This is a genomic window from Streptomyces sp. NPDC002776 (assembly GCF_053592195.1).
In genome coordinates this window covers 160,484-181,049 of sequence record NZ_JBSFVG010000007.1, presented here as the reverse complement: position 1 = coordinate 181,049, position 20,566 = coordinate 160,484, and the positions used below count along the sequence as shown (strand labels likewise).

The 20,566-nt window shown below is 72.8% G+C and carries 15 protein-coding genes and 1 pseudogene; 10 read left to right on the top strand and 6 right to left on the bottom strand.

All coding sequences use genetic code 11. The features are described from left to right. The first annotated feature begins 37 nt into the window (after nucleotides 1-37). Nucleotides 38-757, top strand: a complete 720-nt coding sequence (locus tag ACWD11_RS16865; RefSeq protein WP_451283714.1) for an NAD(P)-dependent oxidoreductase — start codon at nucleotides 38-40, stop codon at nucleotides 755-757. A gap of 5 nt (nucleotides 758-762) precedes the next feature. Here ACWD11_RS16865 and ACWD11_RS16860 read toward each other — a convergent pair whose 3' ends face one another. Both ACWD11_RS16860 and ACWD11_RS16855 read right to left on the bottom strand, forming a co-directional pair. Further along, nucleotides 763-1,197, bottom strand: coding sequence for a tetratricopeptide repeat protein (locus ACWD11_RS16860; protein WP_389417228.1), 435 nt, complete (start codon nucleotides 1,195-1,197; stop codon nucleotides 763-765). Between the two features lie 317 nt (nucleotides 1,198-1,514). After that, nucleotides 1,515-1,984, bottom strand: a pseudogene (locus ACWD11_RS16855) (MarR family winged helix-turn-helix transcriptional regulator); the annotation flags it as partial. 25 nt (nucleotides 1,985-2,009) lie between these two features. Here ACWD11_RS16855 and ACWD11_RS16850 point away from each other — a divergent pair. After that, nucleotides 2,010-3,263, top strand: coding sequence for a cytochrome P450 (locus tag ACWD11_RS16850; protein WP_451283712.1), 1,254 nt, complete (start codon nucleotides 2,010-2,012; stop codon nucleotides 3,261-3,263). Here ACWD11_RS16850 and ACWD11_RS16845 read toward each other — a convergent pair. Together ACWD11_RS16845 and ACWD11_RS16840 are read right to left on the bottom strand one after the other, a co-directional pair. After that, a complete protein-coding gene (locus ACWD11_RS16845) occupies nucleotides 3,253-4,674 on the bottom strand; it encodes an amidohydrolase family protein (protein ID WP_451283710.1) in 1,422 nt (473 codons plus the stop codon). The genes ACWD11_RS16850 and ACWD11_RS16845 overlap by 11 nt on opposite strands. A gap of 10 nt (nucleotides 4,675-4,684) precedes the next feature. Next, nucleotides 4,685-5,524 carry an HAD family hydrolase gene (locus ACWD11_RS16840; protein WP_451283708.1) on the bottom strand — a complete coding sequence of 280 codons (840 nt, stop codon included), beginning with the start codon at nucleotides 5,522-5,524 and terminating at the stop codon, nucleotides 4,685-4,687. Nucleotides 5,525-5,663: 139 nt separating this feature from the next. On the opposite strand from ACWD11_RS16840, the gene cpt reads away from it, so the two are divergent. The 4 genes from cpt (at nucleotide 5,664) to ACWD11_RS16820 (ending at nucleotide 9,689) form a co-directional block, all read left to right on the top strand. After that, nucleotides 5,664-6,203 carry a chloramphenicol phosphotransferase CPT gene (cpt, locus tag ACWD11_RS16835; protein WP_451283706.1) on the top strand — a complete coding sequence of 180 codons (540 nt, stop codon included), beginning with the start codon at nucleotides 5,664-5,666 and terminating at the stop codon, nucleotides 6,201-6,203. 158 nt (nucleotides 6,204-6,361) lie between these two features. After that, nucleotides 6,362-7,105, top strand: coding sequence for a carbonic anhydrase (locus ACWD11_RS16830; RefSeq protein ID WP_389417223.1), 744 nt, complete (start codon nucleotides 6,362-6,364; stop codon nucleotides 7,103-7,105). Nucleotides 7,106-7,818: 713 nt separating this feature from the next. Continuing rightward, nucleotides 7,819-8,379: a carboxymuconolactone decarboxylase family protein gene (locus tag ACWD11_RS16825; RefSeq protein ID WP_389417472.1), complete on the top strand. Its 561-nt coding sequence runs from the start codon at nucleotides 7,819-7,821 to the stop codon at nucleotides 8,377-8,379. A 101-nt stretch (nucleotides 8,380-8,480) separates the two neighbouring features. Next, nucleotides 8,481-9,689: a hypothetical protein gene (locus tag ACWD11_RS16820; RefSeq protein ID WP_451283705.1), complete on the top strand. Its 1,209-nt coding sequence runs from the start codon at nucleotides 8,481-8,483 to the stop codon at nucleotides 9,687-9,689. A 24-nt stretch (nucleotides 9,690-9,713) separates the two neighbouring features. Here the strand turns inward: ACWD11_RS16820 and ACWD11_RS16815 are convergent, their stop codons facing one another. Continuing rightward, on the bottom strand, nucleotides 9,714-11,363 hold the full coding sequence (locus tag ACWD11_RS16815) for an amidohydrolase (protein WP_451283703.1): 1,650 nt from the start codon (nucleotides 11,361-11,363) through the stop codon (nucleotides 9,714-9,716). A gap of 425 nt (nucleotides 11,364-11,788) precedes the next feature. Between ACWD11_RS16815 and ACWD11_RS16810 the strand changes: the two genes are divergently transcribed. The 4 genes from ACWD11_RS16810 to ACWD11_RS16795 all read left to right on the top strand — a co-directional run bounded on the left by ACWD11_RS16810 (nucleotide 11,789) and on the right by ACWD11_RS16795 (nucleotide 19,429). Further along, nucleotides 11,789-14,299, top strand: a complete 2,511-nt coding sequence (locus tag ACWD11_RS16810; RefSeq protein ID WP_451283701.1) for a SpoIIE family protein phosphatase — start codon at nucleotides 11,789-11,791, stop codon at nucleotides 14,297-14,299. Between the two features lie 71 nt (nucleotides 14,300-14,370). Then, complete coding sequence (locus ACWD11_RS16805) at nucleotides 14,371-17,139, top strand: SpoIIE family protein phosphatase (RefSeq protein ID WP_389417218.1); 2,769 nt, start codon at nucleotides 14,371-14,373, stop codon at nucleotides 17,137-17,139. A 140-nt stretch (nucleotides 17,140-17,279) separates the two neighbouring features. Continuing rightward, entirely contained in the window at nucleotides 17,280-18,644 is a 1,365-nt protein-coding gene (locus ACWD11_RS16800; RefSeq protein ID WP_389417217.1) for an FAD-dependent oxidoreductase, read from the top strand. A gap of 167 nt (nucleotides 18,645-18,811) precedes the next feature. After that, nucleotides 18,812-19,429 (top strand): hypothetical protein, encoded by a 618-nt coding sequence (locus ACWD11_RS16795; RefSeq protein ID WP_389417216.1) that lies wholly within the window; start codon nucleotides 18,812-18,814, stop codon nucleotides 19,427-19,429. A 15-nt stretch (nucleotides 19,430-19,444) separates the two neighbouring features. Here the strand turns inward: ACWD11_RS16795 and ACWD11_RS16790 are convergent, their stop codons facing one another. Next, on the bottom strand, nucleotides 19,445-20,443 hold the full coding sequence (locus ACWD11_RS16790; protein ID WP_389417471.1) for a zinc-dependent alcohol dehydrogenase family protein: 999 nt from the start codon (nucleotides 20,441-20,443) through the stop codon (nucleotides 19,445-19,447). Nucleotides 20,444-20,566: the final 123 nt, after the last annotated feature.

Genomic DNA, 20,566 nt, shown 5'->3' with positions numbered 1-20,566 from the left:
TTACAACGTAAGGCGAGACCGGCGAAGGGGCTGCGCCATGGGCACGGATCGGATGAGGAAGGTCTGCATCGTCGGAGCTTCCGGGAAGCTCGGGCGGTACATGGTCCGGCACGCGCTGGAACGCGGCTACGAGGTGGTCGGCGTCTGCCGTGAGGGCAGTGTGCCGAAGCTGGCCGAGTTCGAGGGGCGGATCACCGTCGCGCCCGGGCCGACGGACGACCGCGAGGTGATCCGGAAGGCGGTCGCCGGGTGCGACGGGGTGCTGACGGTGCTGGTGCCCTGGGGGGTGCGGCAGTACTCGTCCGGGACGGCCCAGGCGGTGCTCGATCATGCCCGGCCGGGCGCGCGGCTGGTGTTCTCCTGCGGCTGGCACATCACGCGCGACGGCAAGGACCGGTACTCATGGCTGTTCAGGGCCGGGGTACGGATCGTCGCCGTCCTGGCCAAGCTCGTCCGTGCCGTCGAGCTCGACGACCAGGTCGAGGCCTGCCGGCGGATCTTCGCCAGCGACACCCGGTGGACCGTGGTGCGCGGCAGTTCCCTGGAGGAGGGGGAGAGCCAGGGGCTGCCCGTGTGGAGCAGGCATGTGGGGGATCCGGTGCTGGCCGGCAACCTGACCCGCCGGGTGGACTTCGCCCTGTTCATGGTCGAGGCGCTGACCGACGACGGCCTGGTCCAGGAGGCCCCGGCCATCGTCGGCTGCCGAACCGCCGGCGCGCTCGCGCACACCGGCGGACCGCACGAGCGCGACCAGTAGGTAGCTCAGTCCTCCGCGGGCAGTTCGCCCGCGAACGCGGCCGCCATCCGCAGCCAGGGCGCCGCCTCCTCGCGACGGCCCTGGCGTTCCAGGGTGCGGCCCAGCATCAGGTGGGCGTAGTGCTCGACCGGGTCGCGGTCGATGATCCGGCGCAACTGCTCCTCCGCGCGCCCCAGTTGGGCGGAGTGGTAGTAGGCGCGGGCCAGCAGGAGGCGGGGGCCGGTCTGCTCCGGGACCTCCTCGACGACATCGGCGAGGAGGCGGGCCGCGCCGATGTAGTCCTTGGCCTCGAAGAGGAGTTGAGCCCGCTCCCAGCGCTCGAGAACCGTCTCCTCGCGCGGGACGCCGACGCCGTTGTCGAACAGGTGCAGGGCGCTGGCCCAGCGGTCGGGCGCGACTCCGTCGTGGGCGGCGTACTCGTTGAAACGCTCGGTCGTCATGTCCTCAGTCCTCGCATCGGTGGTTGATACATCAACCATGTGCGCCAACGTCGGTCCGGGCAGTCGTATTCCGGTGGTACGGCGGTCAGGGGCGCGGCGGGTTCCGGGTGGTACGGCGGTCGAGGGCGCGGCGGGGTCCGCGGTGCGCCGGTCAGTAGCGGGGCGGGTTCCGGCGCGGCGTGATGGTGGCGTTCGGCAGGGCCCCGCCGAGCAGGACGGTCCGCGCCGGCTTCCGTCTCCCCCTTGTTCAGTCCTTGAGACCGGCTGCTCGGTACTTGAGACCGGGTGTTCGGTCCTTGTGGCGGCCACCCCCACGCCGGTCCCTCGTCGAGGTGTGCCACGACCGGCTCGGAGATCCGCGCCAGCGTCCTCAGCTCCGCCGGGGTGACGTGGTCGAGGAACAGCGCGCGCACCGCCTCGACGTGGAGCGGGGCGGTCGCCTCGATGGCCTCGCGGCCGGCCGGAGTGATCACCACGAACGCGCCGTGCCCGTCCTCCGGGCACTCCTCCCGGGTCACCAGGCCCCGCTTGCCATCCGGGCGATGTGATGCGCCATTCGGCTCTTCTCCCATTCGAGCGCCTGGGAGAGATCCAGGAACCGCTGCCGCCCTTCGGATACGTCGGTCAGGCGTGCTGCTCGTCCGCCGTCAGCCTGAAGCCCGTGATCGTCAGGGGCTCGGTGTTGCCCGGCGCGGTGACCGCAGGCTTCGCATCCGCCGCACCGCGCCGGCCCGCGGGGCTGCGCCCAGGCCCTGAGTGATGCCGCGCACACCGGCGCGGCGGGCAGGCGGGCGCGTGTTAGCGTCCCGGCCGTGACTTCCCCGGCTCCGGGCGCATCCGCCCCCGTACTCGATGCGCTGGACCTGTTCGGCGACGACTTCACCCGCGACCCGTACCCGTGGCTGCAGTCGTTGCGGGCCGAGGCGCCGGTGCACTTCGACGCCGGTACCGGGCTGTGGCTGGTCAGCCGCTACCGGGACGTACGCCATGTCCTGCTCACCCCGGACGACTTCCTGCCGGACAACGCCCAGCACGCCGTCACCCCCCTGCCGTTCGGCGTGCTCCGGGTGCTCGCCCGGGCGGGCTTCAACCTCCCGCCCGCCCTGGCGAACAACGGCACCGCCAGCCATCCGGGACTGCGCCGGGTGGTCACCCGGTTCTTCAACGCGCAGCGCGTGGCCGCCGCCGTGCCGGTGATCGAGCGCATCGCCGACGACCTGCTCGACGCCCTGCCCTGCCCCTCCTCGGGCTCCTCGGGCAGCTGCGATCTGTTCACTTCCTTCGCCCAAGTGCTGCCGTGCCGGGTACTGATGGAGCTGCTCGGCATCGAGGGCGTCCCGACGGCGACGCTGATCCGCTGGAGCGACGCCTCCCTGGAGCTGTTCTGGGGCCGCCCCGCTCCGGAGCGTCAGCTCGAACTGGCGGAGCTGGTCGGCGAGTTCCACCGTTGGCTGACCGAGACGGTGGCGAGCGGGGCGGCCCGGCCCGGCTCCTTCGTCCGGGCACTGACCGACCACCGCCTGCCCGACGGTGAACGGCTCGACGTGCCGACCGCCGTCGCCGCGTGCTTCTTCGTCTTCATCGCCGGGCAGTCCACCACGGGCCAGCTCATCGCCACCGTGCTGCGCCATGCGCTCACCGAGCCCGGGATGTGGGCCCGCGTCGCGTCCGAGGAGGGCCTGGCGCAAGGTTGGGTGGAGGAGGTGCTGCGGCGGGAGCCGCCGGTGACCACCTGGCGCAGGGTCACCGCGCGTCCGGTCGAGCTGGGCGGAGTGGACCTGCCGGAGGGGGCGCAGCTGCTCCTGATGCTCCTGGGCAGCGGATCGGACCCGGAGGTCTTCGACGGTCCGGAGCGGATGTGCCCGCACCGGGGGAACATCCGCCGCCACCTGGCCTTCGGCGTCGGCCGCCACCGCTGCCCGGGCGCTTCTCTGGCGCGTACGGAGGCGGCGGTGGCCCTTGCCGCGGCGGCCCGCCGCCTGCCGGGGGCGCGCCCGGTCGCGGACGGCCCGATGCTGGGGCTGCTGTCGTTCCGGGCGCCGCTGCGGGTGGCGGTCAGCCTTTAGCGGCAGGCGGATGGACGAGGTGGTGCCATGCCGCTTCCCCTACCGCGTCCCGCAGGTGGTCGCGCGAGGCCTCGGCCTGTCGGCGGGCGTGGGCGAGGTCGACGCCGATCAGCTTCCCGCGGTGCTTGAGCACACGGCCGTTGACGACGACCGTGTCGATGTCTCCCCGTCCGGCCTGGAAGACCAGGTGTCCCACCGGGTTGTTCAGCGGCGTCATCGACGGGGTGTCCGCGCGGAGCAGGACGAGGTCGGCGCACTTGCCGGGGGTGATGCGGCCGATCCGGTCGGCCAGGCCGAGGGCCTCGGCGCCGCCGAGGGTCGCGTAGCGCAGGACGTCGGCGGCGCGCAGGTCATGGCTGCTCACCTGCTCCCCGCGCGCGTGTGCCTGGAGGAAGACCAGGCCGCGTTCGGCGCTGAGCGTCGACCTCATCGCGGAGAACATGTCACCGCTCCACCACACCACGGTGTCCATGGACAAGGAGAGCGGAATACCGAAGCGACGGGCGGCCCCGGTGGGCGGATAGCCCTGGCCCGCGTTCAGCTCGCTCTCCGCCGACAGGGACAAGTGGGCGCCGCTGTCGGCGATTCGGCGGTAGGAGTCGTCGCTCAGGGAGGCGGCGTGGACCAGTGTCGTGCTGGGGCTCAGGGCGCCTTGGCGGGCGAGATGGGTGACGGCCGCGTCGCCGACGATGCCGAAGACGCCCGCATGGGTGGTCACGGGGAGCGCCTGCTTCGCCGCGTGAGCCAGGGCCGCGTCCGCGGCGGACAGGTCCGGTGGCAGGTCCAACGCCAGCTGCATGGTGACCAGTTGGTCGTCGCCGGGGAACCGCGCCGCCCGGATCCGGTCCGCCTCCCCGTCGGTGACCCAGGCGAGATCGGGGCCGATACGGCCGTACGCCCATCGTGCCCGGCCGGGCACGGACATCAGCGCGTCCACCGCGGCGTCGGCATGGGCGGGGGTGGAACAGCCGTGGGACCAGTCCACGACGGTGGTGACACCGTCCGCCACCGCCTCGACCATGCCGAGGTGGTTGCCTGCGTAGACGTCCTCGGGCCGGAAGTGCGGCAGTAACTGCCCCAGCGCGTCCATGTAGTTCGTCAGGGTCCAGTCGACGCCGAGTCCGCGCAGGGCCGACTGCCACATGTGGCGGTGGGTGTCGACGAAGCCCGGGATCAGCAGCGCGCCGTGCGCCTCGATGACCGCGGTGCCGTGCGGTGCGGACAAGTTCGGGCCAACCGCCTTGATTTTGTTGTCTGTTGTCAGAACGTCGGTGCCCGGCAGAATTCCCTGACCGGTGTCCATGGTCACGACGGTGGCGCCGCGAATGAGCAAGGGGCGGCCGGCGGGGAAGCGGTCGGGGTCGTGGGGGGCGGTGGGGTCATCCGCGTTCTTGGGGTCATCCGCGTTCATGGGTTCCCTTTCACGGGACGAGCGCGTCGATGAACCCTTCGAGTATCCGGGCGACGCCGTCCTCGTCGTTGGAGGAGGTGCGGTGACGTGCGGTGGCCAGGACTTCCGGATGGGCGTTGGCCACCGCGTAGGAGCGGCCCACGGCGGTGAGCATGGGCAGGTCGTTGGGCATGTCGCCGAACGCCGCGATCTCGTCGCTCGCGATGCCGAGCCGGCCGCTCCACTCGATCAGGGTGCTCGCCTTGGTGACGCCGGATGCGCTGAACTCCACGAGCGACAGGCCGGTGGAGTGGGTGGTCTCGGCACTGGTGCCGGCGGCGTGCAGTGCCCGCGCGTAGAAGTCGTCGAGCGGGAGTGTCGGGTGGTGGGCGAGGATCTTCAGCAGGGGTCTGGCCGGGGTGCGGGTCACCAGGGCCTCCGCCGTACCGACGAGTTCGACGGCGCCCTCGCCGTACGACCAGCTCGGATAGTCCGGCTCGTGGCCGAAGTCATGGTCGTACTCGACGGAGAAGGAGACGCCGGGGACCGCGGCGCGCACGCGGGCCACGAGCTGTGCCGCCGCGCGGGGCGGGATCGGCGAGAGGTGGTCCAGGGATCCGTCGGGAGCGTGTACGGCGGCGCCGTTGGCGGCGATGACGTAGTGCGGTCCGACGGTCTCCAGCAGCACATGGACCGATCGTGACGGACGTCCCGTCACCAGCACGACGCGGATTCCGGCCTGTTCGACCGCGGCCAAGGCGGCCTTGGTGCGCGGGGACAGCGTGCCGTCACCGCGCAGCAGCGTGCCGTCGAGGTCCGTGGCGATCAGGCGGGGTGGGGCGGCACGTGGAGGGGCCGGCGTCGTTGCCACGGAGTGCACCTTCTTGGTCGGCGGACGGGCATGCGTGACGGGTCAACCAATCCTGGAGCCGTGATCATTCCCGCACCGCCGCCTGTCGCTACCCGCATGGCCCAGGGTGGTGAGGCGCCGGCCGCCCTAGTCTGGCACGGTGACGACGCAGCTGATCATTCTCAACGGTGGCTCCAGCTCGGGGAAGTCCGGGATCGTGCGCTGCCTTCAGGCCGTACTGCCCGATCCGTGGCTGGCGTTCGGGGTCGACGGGTTCGTCGACGCCCTGCCCGCGAGGATGCGGGCCTCGGACGAGGGCATCACGTTCGCCGCGGACGGCGGAGTGAGTGTCGGGGCCGACTTCAGGGCGCTCGAGGCGGCCTGGATGGAGGGCATCGCGGCGATGGCCCGCGCCGGTGCCCGGATCATCGTCGACGACGTCTTCCTCGGCGGGGCGGCGTCCCAGGAGCGGTGGCGGAAGGCGCTGGTCGGCGTGGAGGTGCTGTGGGTCGGCGTCCGCTGCGATGCCGCCGTCGCGGCGGGCCGGGAGATCGCACGCGGGGATCGCACGCCGGGGATGGCCGGGGCGCAGGCGGACGTGGTGCACGAGGGCGTGGTCTACGACCTGGAGGTGGACACCACCCGCACCGAGTCCCTGGACTGCGCACGCGCCATCGCCGCCGCCGCTCTCCTGAGCTGACCTTCCAGCACCTGTCGCCTCGACAAGAGGCTCGCCCCAAGAGTCACCTCATGGCTCTCCCCAAGAGCCCATCAACACTTCCCCATGGACGGTTCACGTCCCGTCCACGATTCCGTAGGTCAGGCAGCAGTTCACACTTCCGGACGTACGTTCTGTCCGTGAACTCAGATTCCCCTGCGGGTGCCCCGCGCTCCGCCGAGCCCAATTCTGCCCGCCGCTCCCTGCTGCGCGGCGCACTCACCGGAGCCGCAGCCCTCGGCGCCGGCCTCGCCGTCGGCACCGCGACCCCCGCGACCGCCGCACCGAACCGGCCCCGGCCGGCCACCCCCGAGGAGGCCCTGCGTGAACTCGCCGCGGGCAACGCGCGTTGGCGCGCCTTCCGGCAGAGGCACCCGCACGAGACGCGCACGATCCGTCAGGAACTGGTCTCCGGGCAGCACCCGTTCGCGGTGGTGCTCGGCTGCATCGACTCCCGCGTCCCCCCGGAACTCGTCTTCGACCAGGGCCCCGGGGACCTGCTCACCGTCCGCAGCGGCGGTGAGGTCCTGGACGAGGCCGTGCTCGGCAGCGTCGCGTACGGCGTGCTCGAACTCGGCATCCCGCTGGTGCTGGTGCTCGGGCACCAGTCCTGCGGTGCCGTACGCGCTGCGGTCGAGGCCGAGAAGAGCGGCGGGAAGCTGCCCGCGCACATCCAGTACCTGGCCGACCAGATCGCCCCGGCCATCGACCACACCAAGGAGGGCGACGCCCGCACCGACGCGACGATCGACGCCAACATACGACTGGTCCGCGACCGTCTCACCGCGGAACCGGACCTCGCGGCCAAGGTGTCGGCCGGTGAACTCGCCGTCGTGGGGGCGCGGTACGAGCTGACCGACCAACTGGTGCACCGCATCGGCTGACATCGCGGAGGCCGTGCACCCACGGACCAGGGCCTGGCACGCACGGCAAAGACGGCCGTGGACGCCCGTGCCAAGCTCCCTTCCGGAGTCGCTTCGCGGCATCGGCAGCCCGGATCAAGAACGCTTCGCCAAGGTCTGGCCTCGGCCGACTTCCCGGTGATCGCCCCGGCCAACCCGTTGCGGGACCTGGCCGGGGACTCGGCGTACGTCCGCAGCGTGATCGACACGATCCCCGGGCCCGTCATGCTCGTCGGGCGTCCCTACCCGATCCCCGGCGCGGGGCCCGGCCTGGACGGCTACATCGACCCCGCCAAGTTCCACGACGTCTTCGCCCAGGACCTGCCCCGCTCGCAGACCCGGGTCATGGCGACAGTCCAACGGCCGTGCCGTGTAGGCGCCTTGAGCGGAACAGTGGCGTACCGGCCTGGAAGACCGTGCCGTCCTGGTACGACGTGGCGACCGCCGACCGGGGCATCCCGGCCGCCACGCAGCGCTTCTCACACGCCGTGATGATGTCCCGCCCGGACACCGTCGTCCGCACATCGAGACCCGTACCAAACCACTCGCTGATCCCGGCTGCCCTATCCGAACTGCCTTTCCAGCAAGACAATTTGAACGCCGCTCGGTGAGCGCCGGCGAACCACCGATGTCACAAATCCAGGCCCGGCGGTGTCTCCATGACGTCACGCAAGCAGACGTACAAGGAGAACATGATGACGCTGCGCATTGCCAAGGCCGACCTTCCCGCCGAAGTTCGCGCGAGTCTGGTCGAGCAGTTCGGGGCCGTGCCCGAGCCGTGGGAGGTGTCGGCGCACCAGCCCAAGGTCGCCGAGGACGCCGCGGAGCTCGGGGCCAGGGCGAACGCGTGGGACATCGCCGACGAGAGTCTCAAGACGTTCGCGCACATGGCGGTCGCGGCGCAGGTCGGATGCAGCTGGTGCCTCGACATCAACTACTTCCAGGCACTGCACCGGAACCTGGACCTCGACAAGGCGAGCCAGGTGCCGCGGTGGCGGGAGTCGCAGGTGTTCACGCCGCTGGAGCGGGACGTGCTGGAGTACGCCGAGGCCATGACGAACACCCCGCCCACGGTCACCGACGAGCTGTACGCGGGCCTGCTGGACCGGCTCGGCCCGGCGGCGATGGTCGAACTCACCGCGATCATCGCCTTCGCCAACATGTCGACCAGGAACAACACGGCCCACGGCATCACGTCACAGGGCTACTCCGCGGCGTGCGAGGTGCCGCTGGCCGCCATGAGGACGACGGCCTGACCGACCTCCCCGCGTCACCCGTCGGCCTGCCGTCCTGCTGCGACGGGCCGTCGGCGAGGACTATTCTCCTACCGCACAGCCACGTTGGGGGCGGGGGACGCATGCGGTTCGTCTTTGTGCACGGCACCGGTGTCCGGCGGGAGCGGTTCGACGAGCTGTTCCGGCAGGTGAGTACGGGGTTGCTGGAGAGGTTCCCCGGGGCGGAGGTCGAACCCTGCTACTGGGGGGACGAGTTCGGCGCCGCGCTCAGTGCCGGCGGCGCCTCCGTGCCCGGGACCGAACCCCTCACTCCGGCGGACATCGACGACGACCCGGAGACAGCCGAGTGGCTGCTGCTCCTCACCGACCCCTTCTGCGAACTCCGGGTGCTCGCCGAGATCCGCACCGGCGCCGAGGACGGCGGGTTCGGCCTGCCCGGGGTGCGGTCCGCCGGGGAGGGGGTGGGCGACCTGCTGCGGGGACTGCCCCGCGACCTCGATCCGGGCGGCGAACTGGCCGTACTGCTCCGGGAGACCGGGCTGGCCGACGGCTACCGGTACGCCCTGGACACCGTGTCGGACTCCGAGGAGTTCCAGGACGCGTGCCTCGCCGCCGAGGACGACGCGGTCGCCGCCGAACTCGCCCTCCTCACCAGCCGTGCCGTCGTCGCCGTCCTGCTCGCCGAGGCCCGCGACACCACGCTGTGCACCGGCGACGAACGGGACCGGCTCGTGGACCTGCTCAGCGACCGGCTCGGCGGCACGGGCCGGGGTGTCGTGACCGCCACCCTCGGCGTGCTGTTCAAGCTGGCGCAGCGCATGACCACCCAAGCCGCGCGCGACCGCTGGCGCGGGGACCTCACCCATGGGAAGGCCTCCGAGATCGGCGACATCCTGCGCTACCAGTCGCGCGGCGAGCCTCTGCGCACCCATCTGGAGAAGGTGATCGGCCGCAGCCCCGAGCCACCGGTCGTGATCGGCCACAGCCTCGGCGGCATCGCCCTGGTGGACACCCTTGCCCTGGCCGCCGTACGCCAATCCCCGCTGCCCGTACGGCTCCTGGTCACCGTCGGCTCGCAGGCCCCCTTCCTGCACGAGCTGGGCGCCCTCGCCGGTCTCGGGCCCGGGGCCGCGCTGCCCGCCGGTTTCCCGCACTGGCTCAACATCTACGACCGCAAGGATCTGCTCGCCTACCTCGCCGAGCCCGTCTTCGCGGGCGACAGCCGGGTCACCGACCACGAGGTGCGCAGCCGCCAGCCCTTCCCGGTGTCGCACAGCGCCTACTGGCGGCTCGGCCCGGTCTTCGACCGGATCGCGCAGGCGCTGCGATAACGACAGCCGCGTCGCCGGCGGCCGTCACACGCTCGGGTCCCGGTGGGTCGACTTCCCGTCGACCACGGTCAACAGGACCGGAAGTTCCGGGAGTTCGGTCGCCTTCGTGGTCAGCGGGTCGTCGGGGAGGACGGTCAGGTCGGCGCGGTGGCCGACCTGGATGCGCCCGGCGTGGTGCTCCTCGCCTGCCGCCCAGGCGGCGTTGACGGTCATGCCCTGGAGTGCTTGCAGGGCGGTGAGTACCTGGTCCGGGCCGTGCGGCGGCCGGGTCAGGTCGCGGGTCGGGCGGCGGTGGCGGGCGCCCGCCATGACGCCGAGCGGCGGGTAGGGCGCGATGGGCCAGTCGGAGCCGAGGACGACCACGGCTCCGGAGTCGTACAGGTCGCGGCACCGCCAGGCGCGTGCGGCGCGCTCCTCGCCCAGGCGGAGGGACCAGTTGTCGGTGTGGTCGGCGCGAGTGAAGTCGCAGCAGTGGGTGGGCTGCATGGAGGCGACGACGCCCAGTTCGGCGAACCGGCGCAGGGTGTCGTCGGGCACGGTCTCGATGTGCTCGACGCGGTGCCGCACCGGGGCCCCGGCCGCGACCGGGCCCGTAGGCCCGCCCCCGCCCCGCGCCTTCTCCACAGCGTCAAGCACATGCCGTACGGCCGCGTCCCCGATGGCGTGGGTCGCCACCGGCACCCCCGCACGGTGGAGTTGACCGACCACGCGCGTGTACTCCTCGGGGTCCGGCCAGAAGGCCTGCCGGGACTCGCCGTGGCAGTCGGGCTGTTCCAGCCAGGCGGTGCCGTTGTCGATCGTGCCGTCCATGAAGATCTTCACGCCCGCGGTCCGCCACAGCCGGCCGCCCTGGCCCTGCCCCGCGATCAGGGCGCGCACTCCGTCGGCGTCGGTGCCCGGCCGGCACCACGGGGCGACGCGCAGCCGCAGCGGCAGTTCCCCGGCCGCGTCGAGTTCGCCGTAGAAGGCGAGGCTGTCGCCGCCCGCGTCCATCACATGGCCGCCGGTCAGGCCCGCGGCCGACATGGCGCGCAGCGCGGCGGCCAGCCGGTCGCGGCGCTCCTGCCGGCTGGGCCGCGGGGCGACGCGCTCGACCAGTTCGCAGGCGGCGTCCTCCAGCAGCAGTCCGGTGGGGCAGCCGTCGGCGTCGCACACCACCTCGGCGGTGGCCTGGTCGAAGGTGCGCGGCCCGTCGACGCCGGCGAGTTCCAGCGCGCGTCGGCTGGCCAGCGTGGAGTGCGCGTCGAAGAGGAGCAACAGGGCCGGCACGCCGTCGAGTACGGCGTCGAAGGGGGCGGTCTCGACCGGGTGCCCGGCGAAGACGTTGGGGTCCAGGCCCCAGCCGTGCAGCCAGGCGCCGGGGGCGAGTTCGCGTACCGCGCGGGCCAGGGCTTCGCGCACCTGCGGCACGTCCGTGCAGCCGGACAGGTCCAGGCCGTGGGTGCGTTCGGCGCCGGAGACGGGGTGGATGTGACCGTCTACCAGGCCGGGGGTGACGACCGCGCCCTTCAGGTCGATCACCGTGGTGGAGGCGTCCGCGAGCGCGCGGATCCCGGAGTCGTCGCCGAGAGCGGTGATGCGTCCGCCGGTGGCGGCGAGCGCGGTGTGCGGCAGGTACCGGCCGGTGACGGGGTCGAGCAGTCGGGCCGAGAGCAGGACGAGGGAGGTGCGCACGGGTAACTCTCCTTGGCAGCAGATCGGTTGGGCGCAGACGGAGTCCACCTCTCCCGGACAGCGTGCATGGCGAGCAACGCCGAGCCCACGCTCCGCGGACAGCCTGCCAGGCGACGGGCCAGGACCACACGGGCGAGCCCCGCGCCGTACGGGGGTCGTCGGCATCCGCGTCCGCCGCTTCACGCCCGCCGCGAGGGCCACCGCACCGGCCGGGTGGACGCCGGCCGCCTGGACACCGTCAGCGACGTCCTCCAGCTCACCGTGATCCTCTGCACCGGCCCCGCGCGCCCTCTCTTCCCGCGCATTTCGCGGCAGTCGGGGCAATTCCGCGACGATCTTCGTACCGCCCGGGTGCGCCGGGCGTACTTCGTGGCGCATTCTTGCTGTGTCGCCCCGTGGGACGGCGCACGGACAGGTAGGGGCCGATGACTGGGAGCGCCGAGGACGGACAGCGGACGCCCGGGCGGCCGACGTCGTTGCTGATCGACGCCTCGATCGAGGCGATCAGGGCGGCCGACGGCCACGCGGCCGGGGTTTATCTGCGCTCCCGCACGCCCGGGCTGCTGCGCATGTCGGTGCTCGCGGGACTGCCCGGCCGGCTCTTCAGGCCCTGGTGGCGGCTGCACGTCGACAGCCCGTTCCCGGTCGCCGACGCGCACCGGCTGGGCGTGGAGGTGGTGCTCGCCAACGCCGTGGACACGATGCGCCGCTATCCCCAGTTCGCGGCCGGGCTGCCGTTCCAGTTCGGCTCGCTGTACGTGCCGGTCGCCACGGATACGGCGGCCTACGGGGTCCTGACGGTCCTGCGTCCGTCCGCGGCCGACGCCACCGAGCTGCTGCCCGAACGCGAACGCCTGGCGCAGCTGGCCGAGGAGCTGGCCTGGCAGCTGGGCGGTGTGGAGGACAGCGCGCTGTGGTGGGACGGCGAGCCCCGGTGCGTACGCCCGCCCGCCCCGCACGCCTCCCGCCGGGCCGGATCCTTCACCTGGGATCCCACGACCGGTGCCATGACCCTGGACGACCGGCTGCGCGGCGTGCTGGGCGCGGCCGCCGAGGAGTGCGGGAAGAGCGAGCGGGCCTTCGCCTCGGCCGCGGCCCCCGAGGACGCGCCGGCGCTGCTGGCCGCGCTGCGGGACACGGCGGCGGGCCGCCCGCCACCACTGGCGCTGTACGTACGCGGCGCGCACGGGTCCCTGCGGCTCGTCGAGCTCTGGGAGTCCTGCGGCGGGGCCGGGGACGCCTCCGGTCCGGGGGCCGTGCACGGCGTCGTCATCGATCCCGGACCCGGTGCCGCGGCCGACGCGGCGGCCGATCTGCTGCCCGAGGGCGTGTTCGCGCTGGACCGGCTGGGGACCGTCGTCTACGCCAATCCGCGCGCCGCCGAGCTGCTGGAACTCCCCCGCCCGCAGTTGCTCGGCCGGCTGCTGTGGGACGCCGTGCCGTGGCTGGCCCAGCCCGCCTGCGAGGACCATCTGCGCGGGGCGCTGCTGTCGCCGGAACCGCTGCACTGCCACGTCGCCCGGCCCGGGGCCCGGCCCGGCGAGGCGTACGACGGTGACTGGCTGGCCCTGACCCTCAATCCGGGGCGGGACCTGCTGACCTGCACGGTCCGTCCGGCCCACCGGGTGGCCGAGGCACCGTCGGGGCCGCCGCCCGATGATTCCCGCGAGCACGCCGAGCCCGCGGCCGACCCGTCGATGGCTCCGCTGTACCGGCCGATCGTCCTGGCCATCGCGCTGACCGAGGCGGTCACCGCCCGCCAGGTCTCCGAGGTGGTCATGCGGGAGCTGCTGCCCGCGTTCGGCGGGCGCCGGCTGGCGATCTACCTGCTGCAGGAACGGCATCTGTATCTGGCCTGGGAAAGCGGCTTCCCGCAGGGTTTCCTCGCCCGCTTCGAGGGGATCGGCCTGGACGCCCGGGTGCCCGGCGTGGAGACGCTGACCAGCGGCCGCCCGCTGTTCTTCGACTCCATGCAGCAGCTCACCGACGCCTACCCCGGCATCCCCCTGGACGCCGCGGAGGGCGCCCGCGCCTTCCTGCCGCTGATCGCCTCCGGGCGGCCGGTCGGCTCCTGCATCCTCGGTTTCGACCGGCCCCGCAGTTTCAGCACCGAGGAGCGGGCCGCGCTCACCGCGCTGGCCGGACTGATCGCGCACGCGATGGAGAAGGCGCAGCGCTACGAGAGCGAAGCGGCCCTCGCCCGCGGCCTGCAGCAGGCCCTGCTCCCCCGGCGGCTGTCGGCTCACCCGCTGGTGGAGACCACCGGGCGGTATCTGCCGGCGACGCAGGGCATGGAGGTCGGCGGCGACTGGTACGACGTCGTCGCCGCGGGGGACGGTCTGGCGCTGGTCATCGGCGACGTGCAGGGACACGGGGTGCAGGCGGCGGCCACCATGGGCCAGCTGCGCACGGCCGTCCGGGCGTTCGCGCTCGGCGACCGGCCGCCGGACGAGGTGCTGAGCGGCACCAACCGGCTGCTCATCGACATCGACTCCGGGCAGTTCGCGAGCTGCTGCTACATCCGGCTCGACCCCGCCACCGGAGTGGCCCTGGCGGCCCGGGCGGGGCATCTGCCGCCGCTGCTGCGGCGCCCGGACGGCCGTACGTACGCCCTCGACCTGCCCGGCGGAGTCGTGCTCGGCGTGGACCCGCAGGCCCGGTATCCGGTGACCCGGCTGGTGATGGACCCCGGCGCCGTACTGGCCCTGTACACCGATGGACTGGTGGAGCGGCCGGGCGGGGACATCGACGACGGCATCGGCGCGCTCCGGGTGGCCCTGGCCAAGAACGGCGCGCTGGCCGGGGGGCCCGGCGGACAGTCCTTGTCCAAGCTCGCCGACCGGCTGACCGCGACGGCCCGGCACACCGCCGACCGGCCCGACGACATCGCCCTGCTGCTCGCCACCCGGCGCTTCACGGCCCGGCGGGACGCGTGAGGGCAGCGGGGACCGCCGGTCACCGGGTGGCGCCTCTCGCCTCCGGGGGTCGCGCAGTGTAGACATGGCTCATGGTCCGACTCTCGGGTCGATCCGGTGCCAGGTCCCTCGGTCGCCGCAGCGGTCCGCGCCCTCGCAGTGCGCCCGGCCGCGCCCGCACAGTGCGCGCGGACGGCGCGCGGGACGCCGGAGGACCCGGGACCGCGCACGGCAGCCGGCCGCGGTCACCGCTGAGCGCGCGCAGTGTGGCGGGCCAGGTGTTCCTCTTCCAGGTCGTCATCGTGGTGCTGCTGGTCGTCGCCGCGGTGGTGGCGCTGGTGCTGCAGGTCCGGTACGACAGCACGCGCGAGGCCCGCAACCGGTCGGTCGCGGTCGCCGAGTCCTTCGCCAACGCGCCCGGCACCCGTGAGGCCCTGGACGATCCGGACCCCTCGTCGGTGTTCCAGCCCCGCGCGGAAGCGGCCCGGGAGGCGACCGAGGTGGACTTCATCGTCGTGATGAACACCGACGGCATCCGCTACAGCCACCCCAAGCCGGACCGCATCGGCAAGAAGTTCGTCGGCACCATCGAACCCGCGCTCCGGGGCGAGGTGGTGACCGAGGAGATCACCGGCACCATCGGCCCCCTCGTGCAGGCCGTCGTACCGATCGAGGACGACGACGGCGCGGTGGTGGGCCTGGTGTCGGCCGGGATCACGACCGCGACCGTCGGCGGCACCGCCGACCGACAGCTCCCGCTCGTCCTGAGCGCGGCCGCGGCGGCGCTCGCCCTGGCCACCGGCGGTACGGCACTGGTCAGCCGACGTCTGCTGCGCCAGACACACGGCCTGGGCCCGCACGAGATGACCCGCATGTACGAACATCACGACGCGGTGCTGCACTCCGTCCGCGAGGGCGTGATCATCGTCGGCGACGAGGGCCGGCTGCTGCTCGCCAACGACGAGGCGCACCGCCTGCTGGAGCTGCCGCCCGACGCCGAGGGCCGCCAGGTGGCCGACCTCGGGCTCGCTCCCGACACCGCGGACCTGCTGGACTCCGGCCGGCTGGCCACGGACGAGGTGCTCCGGGTCAAGGACCGGCTGCTGGCCGTGAACCAGCGCCCGACCCATCTGCGCGGCCGGCCGCACGGCAGCGTGGCCACCCTGCGCGACTCCACCGAGCTGCGGGCCCTGTCCGGGCGTGCCGAGGCCGCCCGGGAGCGGCTGAGCATGCTCTACGACGCGGGGGTGGGCATCGGCACCAGCCTGGACGTCACCCGCACCGCCGAGGAGCTGGCCGAGCTGGCCGTGCCGCGGTTCGCGGACTTCGTCACCGTGGACCTGTCCGGCGCGGTGCTCGGCGGCGGCCAGCCGGAGACGGTGAGCCCGTTGCGGCGCACGGCCCTCAGCGGGATCCGCAAGGACGCGCCGCTGTACCCGGTGGGCGAGCGGATCGCGTTCGTGGAGTCGTCGCCGCAGGGCCGCTGTCTGCGCGACGGACGGCCGGTGCTGGAGCCGGTGCTCGCCGAGGCGCCCGGCTGGCAGGCACAGGACCTGGAGCGCTCGGCGCAGGTCGTGGAGTACGGCATCCACTCGCTGATCGCGGTGCCGTTGCGCGCCGGATCGCTGGTGCTGGGGGTGGTGAGCTTCTGGCGGTCGCTGAAGCCGGAGCCCTTCGACGCGGAGGAGCTGGAGCTCGCCGAGGAGCTGGTCGCGCGGGCCGCGGTCTCCATCGACAACGCCCGCCGCTACACCCGCGAGCACAGCATGGCGGTGACCCTGCAGCGCAGTCTGCTGCCGCGCACCCTGCCCCAGCAGAACTCGCTGGAGATCGCCTACCGCTATCTGCCCGCCCAGGCCGGGGTCGGTGGCGACTGGTTCGACGTCCTGCCGCTGTCCGGCGCCCGGGTCGCCCTGGTCGTGGGGGACGTCGTCGGGCACGGGCTGCACGCGGCGGCCACCATGGGGCGGCTGCGGACCGCCGTGCACAACTTCTCCGCGCTGGACCTGCCGCCGGACGAACTGCTCGCGCTGCTGGACGAGTTGGTCGCCCGGATCGACCAGGACGAGGAGGCGGAGGGCGGCACCGCGCCGGTGACCGGCGCGACCTGTCTGTACGCCGTCTACGACCCGGTCTCGCGGCGCTGCACGGTCGCCCGGGCGGGCCATCCGCCGCCCGCGGTGATCCGGCCGGACGGCACGGTCGACTTCCCCGACGTGCCCGCCGGTCCCCCGCTGGGGCTGGGCGGACTGCCCTTCGAGACGGCCGAGCTGGAGCTGGCGGAGGGCAGCCGGCTGGTGCTGTACACGGACGGGCTGGTCGAGGACCGGGACCGGGACATCGACGAGGGCCTCGAACTGCTGCGGGCGGCCCTGTCGCGGGCGGGGGACTCCCCCGAGGAGACCTGCCGGACCGTGCTGGACGCCCGGCTCCCGGACCGGCCCGGTGACGACATCGCCCTGCTGGTCGCCCGGACCCGGGCGCTGCCCGCCGACCGGATCGCCGAGTGGCAGGTGCCGTCCGACCCGGCGGCCGTCTCCAAGGTGCGCTCCTCGGTCAGCCGCCAGTTGGCCCACTGGGACCTGGACGACCTGGCGTTCACCACGGAGCTGATCCTGAGCGAGCTGGTCACCAACGCGATCCGCTACGGCGGCGACCCCATCCGGGTGCGGGTGCTGCGCGACCGGACGCTGATCTGCGAGGTCTACGACAGCAGCAACACCTCCCCGCATCTGCGGTACGCGGCCATGACGGACGAGGGCGGGCGCGGTCTGTTCCTCGTCGCGCAGCTCTCCGAGCGCTGGGGCACCCGCTACACCCCGGCGGGCAAGGTGATCTGGGCGGAGCAGCCGCTGCCGTAGGTCACCCCTCCCCCGTGCGACTTTGAGAACCCATAAGGCGGGCTTATGAGCCCATAGACCGGACCCCCGTACCGACTTAGGGTTGCCTTAGCTTAGGCTTCCCGTCGAGTTGCTTGTCATCGCTCGAAGGGAACCTGATCATGCCCCGCCCCCTGCGGGTAGCCATTGTCGGAGCCGGCCCCGCCGGGATCTACGCCGCCGACGCGCTGCTCAAGTCCGATGTGGCCGCCGAGCCCGGTGTCTCCATCGACATCTTCGAGCGCATGCCTGCCCCGTTCGGCCTGATCCGCTACGGCGTCGCGCCGGACCACCCGCGCATCAAGGGCATCATCACGGCCCTGCACCAGGTGCTCGACAAGCCGCAGGTCCGCCTCTTCGGCAATGTGACCTACGGCAGCGACGTGCACCTCGACGACCTGCGCGCCTTCTACGACGCCGTGGTCTTCTCCACCGGCGCGATGGCCGACCGCGAGCTGAAGATACCCGGCGTCGAACTCGACGGCTCCTACGGCGCCGCGGACTTCGCGTCCTGGTACGACGGCCACCCGGATGTGCCCCGCACCTGGCCGCTGGAGGCCGAGAAGGTGGCCGTGCTGGGCGTGGGCAACGTGGCGCTCGACATCTCCCGGATCCTCGCCAAGACCGCGGACGAGCTGCTGCCGACCGAGATCCCGGCCAACGTCTACGACGGCCTGAAGGCCAACAAGGCCGTGGAGATCCATGTGTTCGGCCGCCGGGGCCCGGCGCAGGCGAAGTTCTCCCCGATGGAGCTGCGCGAGCTCGACCACTCCCCGAACATCGAGGTCATCGTCAACCCCGAGGACATCGACTACGACGCGGGCTCCATCGAGCAGCGCCGCTCCAACAAGCAGGTCGACATGGTCGCCAAGACGCTGGAGAACTGGGCGATCCGCGATGTCGGCGACCGCCCGCACAAGCTGTACCTGCACTTCTTCGAGTCGCCGGTGGAGATCCTCGGCGAGGACGGCAAGGTCGTGGGCCTGCGCACCGAGCGCACGGAGCTGGACGGCACCGGGAACGTCAAGGGCACCGGCGAGTTCAAGGACTGGGACGTCAGCGCGGTCTACCGTGCCGTCGGCTACCTCTCCGACAAGCTCCCCAAGCTGCCCTGGGACATCGGCTCGGGCACCGTCCCGGACGAGGGCGGCCGGGTCATGCAGGAGACCGGCGAGCACCTGACGTCGACGTACGTCACCGGCTGGATCCGGCGCGGCCCGGTCGGTCTGATCGGCCACACCAAGGGCGACGCCAACGAGACGGTCGCGAATCTGCTGGACGACTTCGCTCACGGCCGGCTCCAGACCCCGGACGCGCCCGCCCCGGAGGCAGTGGAGGCGTTCCTCGCCGAGCGCGAGATCCGCTTCACCACCTGGGAGGGCTGGTACAAGCTGGACGCCGCCGAGAAGGCGCTGGGCGAGCCGCAGGGCCGCGAGCGCGTGAAGATCGTCGAGCGGGAGGACATGCTCCGCGAGAGCGGCGCCTGATCCTCACCGCCGCAAGGGCGCGGGGCACCTGAGTGCCCCGCGCCCTTCGCGCCGCGACGACGAAAGAGCCTGGTCCTTCCCGGGCGCCACTGCCGAGTGGCTGCCCGACTACGCGTCGTGCACGATGTGCCGGGGGGCGCGAGAGTCCGACGGGAAGGATCACCGGCATGGGCACAGGTCCCCTTCGAACGACGAGGCGGCCCGCCACCAGGGCACTGGCCGGAGTCCTCGTCGCCGCAGTGAGCGCCGTCGCGCTCGTGGCGTGCGGCTCGGACGACGACGACAGCGGTTCCGCGGCCAGCGCCACGCCCACGGCGCCGGACACCTCCCGTTTCTCGGGCACCCCGCCCTCCGCCGTGGCCTCGCTCGCCGAGTCCGTCAAGGCGTCCGTCTCCGCCGCGGCGTCCTCCGCCTCGGCCCGCGCCTCCGAGTTCGAGGCCTCCGTCTCCGCCGAGGTCGAGCGCGCCAACGCCGCGGCCAGGGAGCAGTTGGAGGACGTCGAGGGCCGGGGCAACGCGACCGCGGACGTCTCGCTGACCGGAAAGCCCCGGGCCCAGACCGGCGGGCTGCTCGCCGTCGTCGTCAACATCACCAACAGCACGGACGAGACGGCCTCCTACGCCGTCCAGGTCGACTTCAGCGACTCTGACGGCAAGGTCGTGGAGACCCGTTACGTCGGTGCGGAGGACCTCGGACCCGGCGAGCGGGCCCAGCCCCTGGCCATCAGCCGCAAGCCCCCCGAGCCCCGCCTGACAGCGAAGATCGCCAAGGCCCAGCGTTACTGACGCCCCGGCGGCGGCTCAGCGGTCGACGGTGACGACGATCTTGCCGACCTGGTTGCCCGCCTCCAGATAGCGGTGCGCCTGGACGATCTCCTCCAGCGGGAAGACCCGGTCCACGGCCGGAGTGAACGCGCCGGCGCTCAGGCCGGAGGCCACGAACGCCTCGGCGCGGCGCAGCCGGAGCGGGTCCCGGGTGGTCTCCAGGACGGTGTAGGCGCGCATGTTCAGTGCGGGCAGGCCGAGTTCGATCCCCGGGTACGGGGTCGCCTCGCCGCTCAGTGCGCCGTAGACGAAGAGGGTTCCGCCGGGGGCCACCACCCTGGCGAGGTCCGTGATGCCGGGGCCCGCCACGGCGTCGAGGACGAACTCGGCGCCCCGGCCGCCGGTGACGGCGCGCACCCGGTCGACGACGCTCTCCTCCCCGGTGACGATCACCTCGGCCGCGCCCGCCTTCAGCAGTGCCTCCCGCTTGGCCCGGGTGCGGGTCGTCGCGACGGGCACCGCGCCCACCCGGCGCGCGATCTGGATCGCCGCCAGGCCCACGCTGCTGGAGGCAGCGGTCAGGACGACCGTGTCCCCGGCGCGCGCCCCGCCCACCTCGACCAGTGCGCCGTACGCCGTCAGGAAGGGCATCCACACCGCGGCGGCCTCGGTCGCGCCGAGCCCGGGCGGGCGGGGCAGGACCGCGTCGGCGGGGACGACCGCGCGCTCGGCGTAGACGCTGTAGTCGTTCATCGAGAAGGCGGGCACCACGCTCACCGGGGCACCGACCGGGAACCCGGTGACCCCCGGGCCGACCGCCTCGACCACGCCGGCCGCCTCCGCGCCGAGACCGGCCGGGAACCGTTCGACCGGCTCGATGTAGTGGCCGCCGCGGAACAGCGCCTCGGCACGGTTCAGGCCGATCGCCTCCACCCGCACCAGCAGCTCCCCGGGCCCGGGGTCCGCCACGCCCACATCCTCCACGCGCAGCACCTCGGGCCCGCCGAGCTCGTGGAACCGTACCGCCTTGACCATCGCCAACTCCCCCATCCGGCCCGGTGGTTCACCGTCCGCCTCACCCAAACCGAAAGTACGATGCTTGTCAAACTTCGATGCACACCGAACTTCTGTGACCTACGATGTGCGGCGGAGGTCGAG

Coding starts and splice junctions, on each gene's coding strand:
- ACWD11_RS16865 (WP_451283714.1), top strand. CDS start 38: ATGGGCACGGATCGGATGAGGAAGGTCTGCATCGTCGGAGCTTCCGGG.
- ACWD11_RS16860 (WP_389417228.1), bottom strand. CDS start 1,197: ATGACGACCGAGCGTTTCAACGAGTACGCCGCCCACGACGGAGTCGCG.
- ACWD11_RS16845 (WP_451283710.1), bottom strand. CDS start 4,674: ATGAACGCGGATGACCCCAAGAACGCGGATGACCCCACCGCCCCCCAC.
- ACWD11_RS16825 (WP_389417472.1), top strand. CDS start 7,819: ATGACGCTGCGCATTGCCAAGGCCGACCTTCCCGCCGAAGTTCGCGCG.
- ACWD11_RS16820 (WP_451283705.1), top strand. CDS start 8,481: ATGCGGTTCGTCTTTGTGCACGGCACCGGTGTCCGGCGGGAGCGGTTC.
- ACWD11_RS16810 (WP_451283701.1), top strand. CDS start 11,789: ATGACTGGGAGCGCCGAGGACGGACAGCGGACGCCCGGGCGGCCGACG.
- ACWD11_RS16805 (WP_389417218.1), top strand. CDS start 14,371: ATGGTCCGACTCTCGGGTCGATCCGGTGCCAGGTCCCTCGGTCGCCGC.
- ACWD11_RS16800 (WP_389417217.1), top strand. CDS start 17,280: ATGCCCCGCCCCCTGCGGGTAGCCATTGTCGGAGCCGGCCCCGCCGGG.
- ACWD11_RS16795 (WP_389417216.1), top strand. CDS start 18,812: ATGGGCACAGGTCCCCTTCGAACGACGAGGCGGCCCGCCACCAGGGCA.
- ACWD11_RS16790 (WP_389417471.1), bottom strand. CDS start 20,443: ATGGTCAAGGCGGTACGGTTCCACGAGCTCGGCGGGCCCGAGGTGCTG.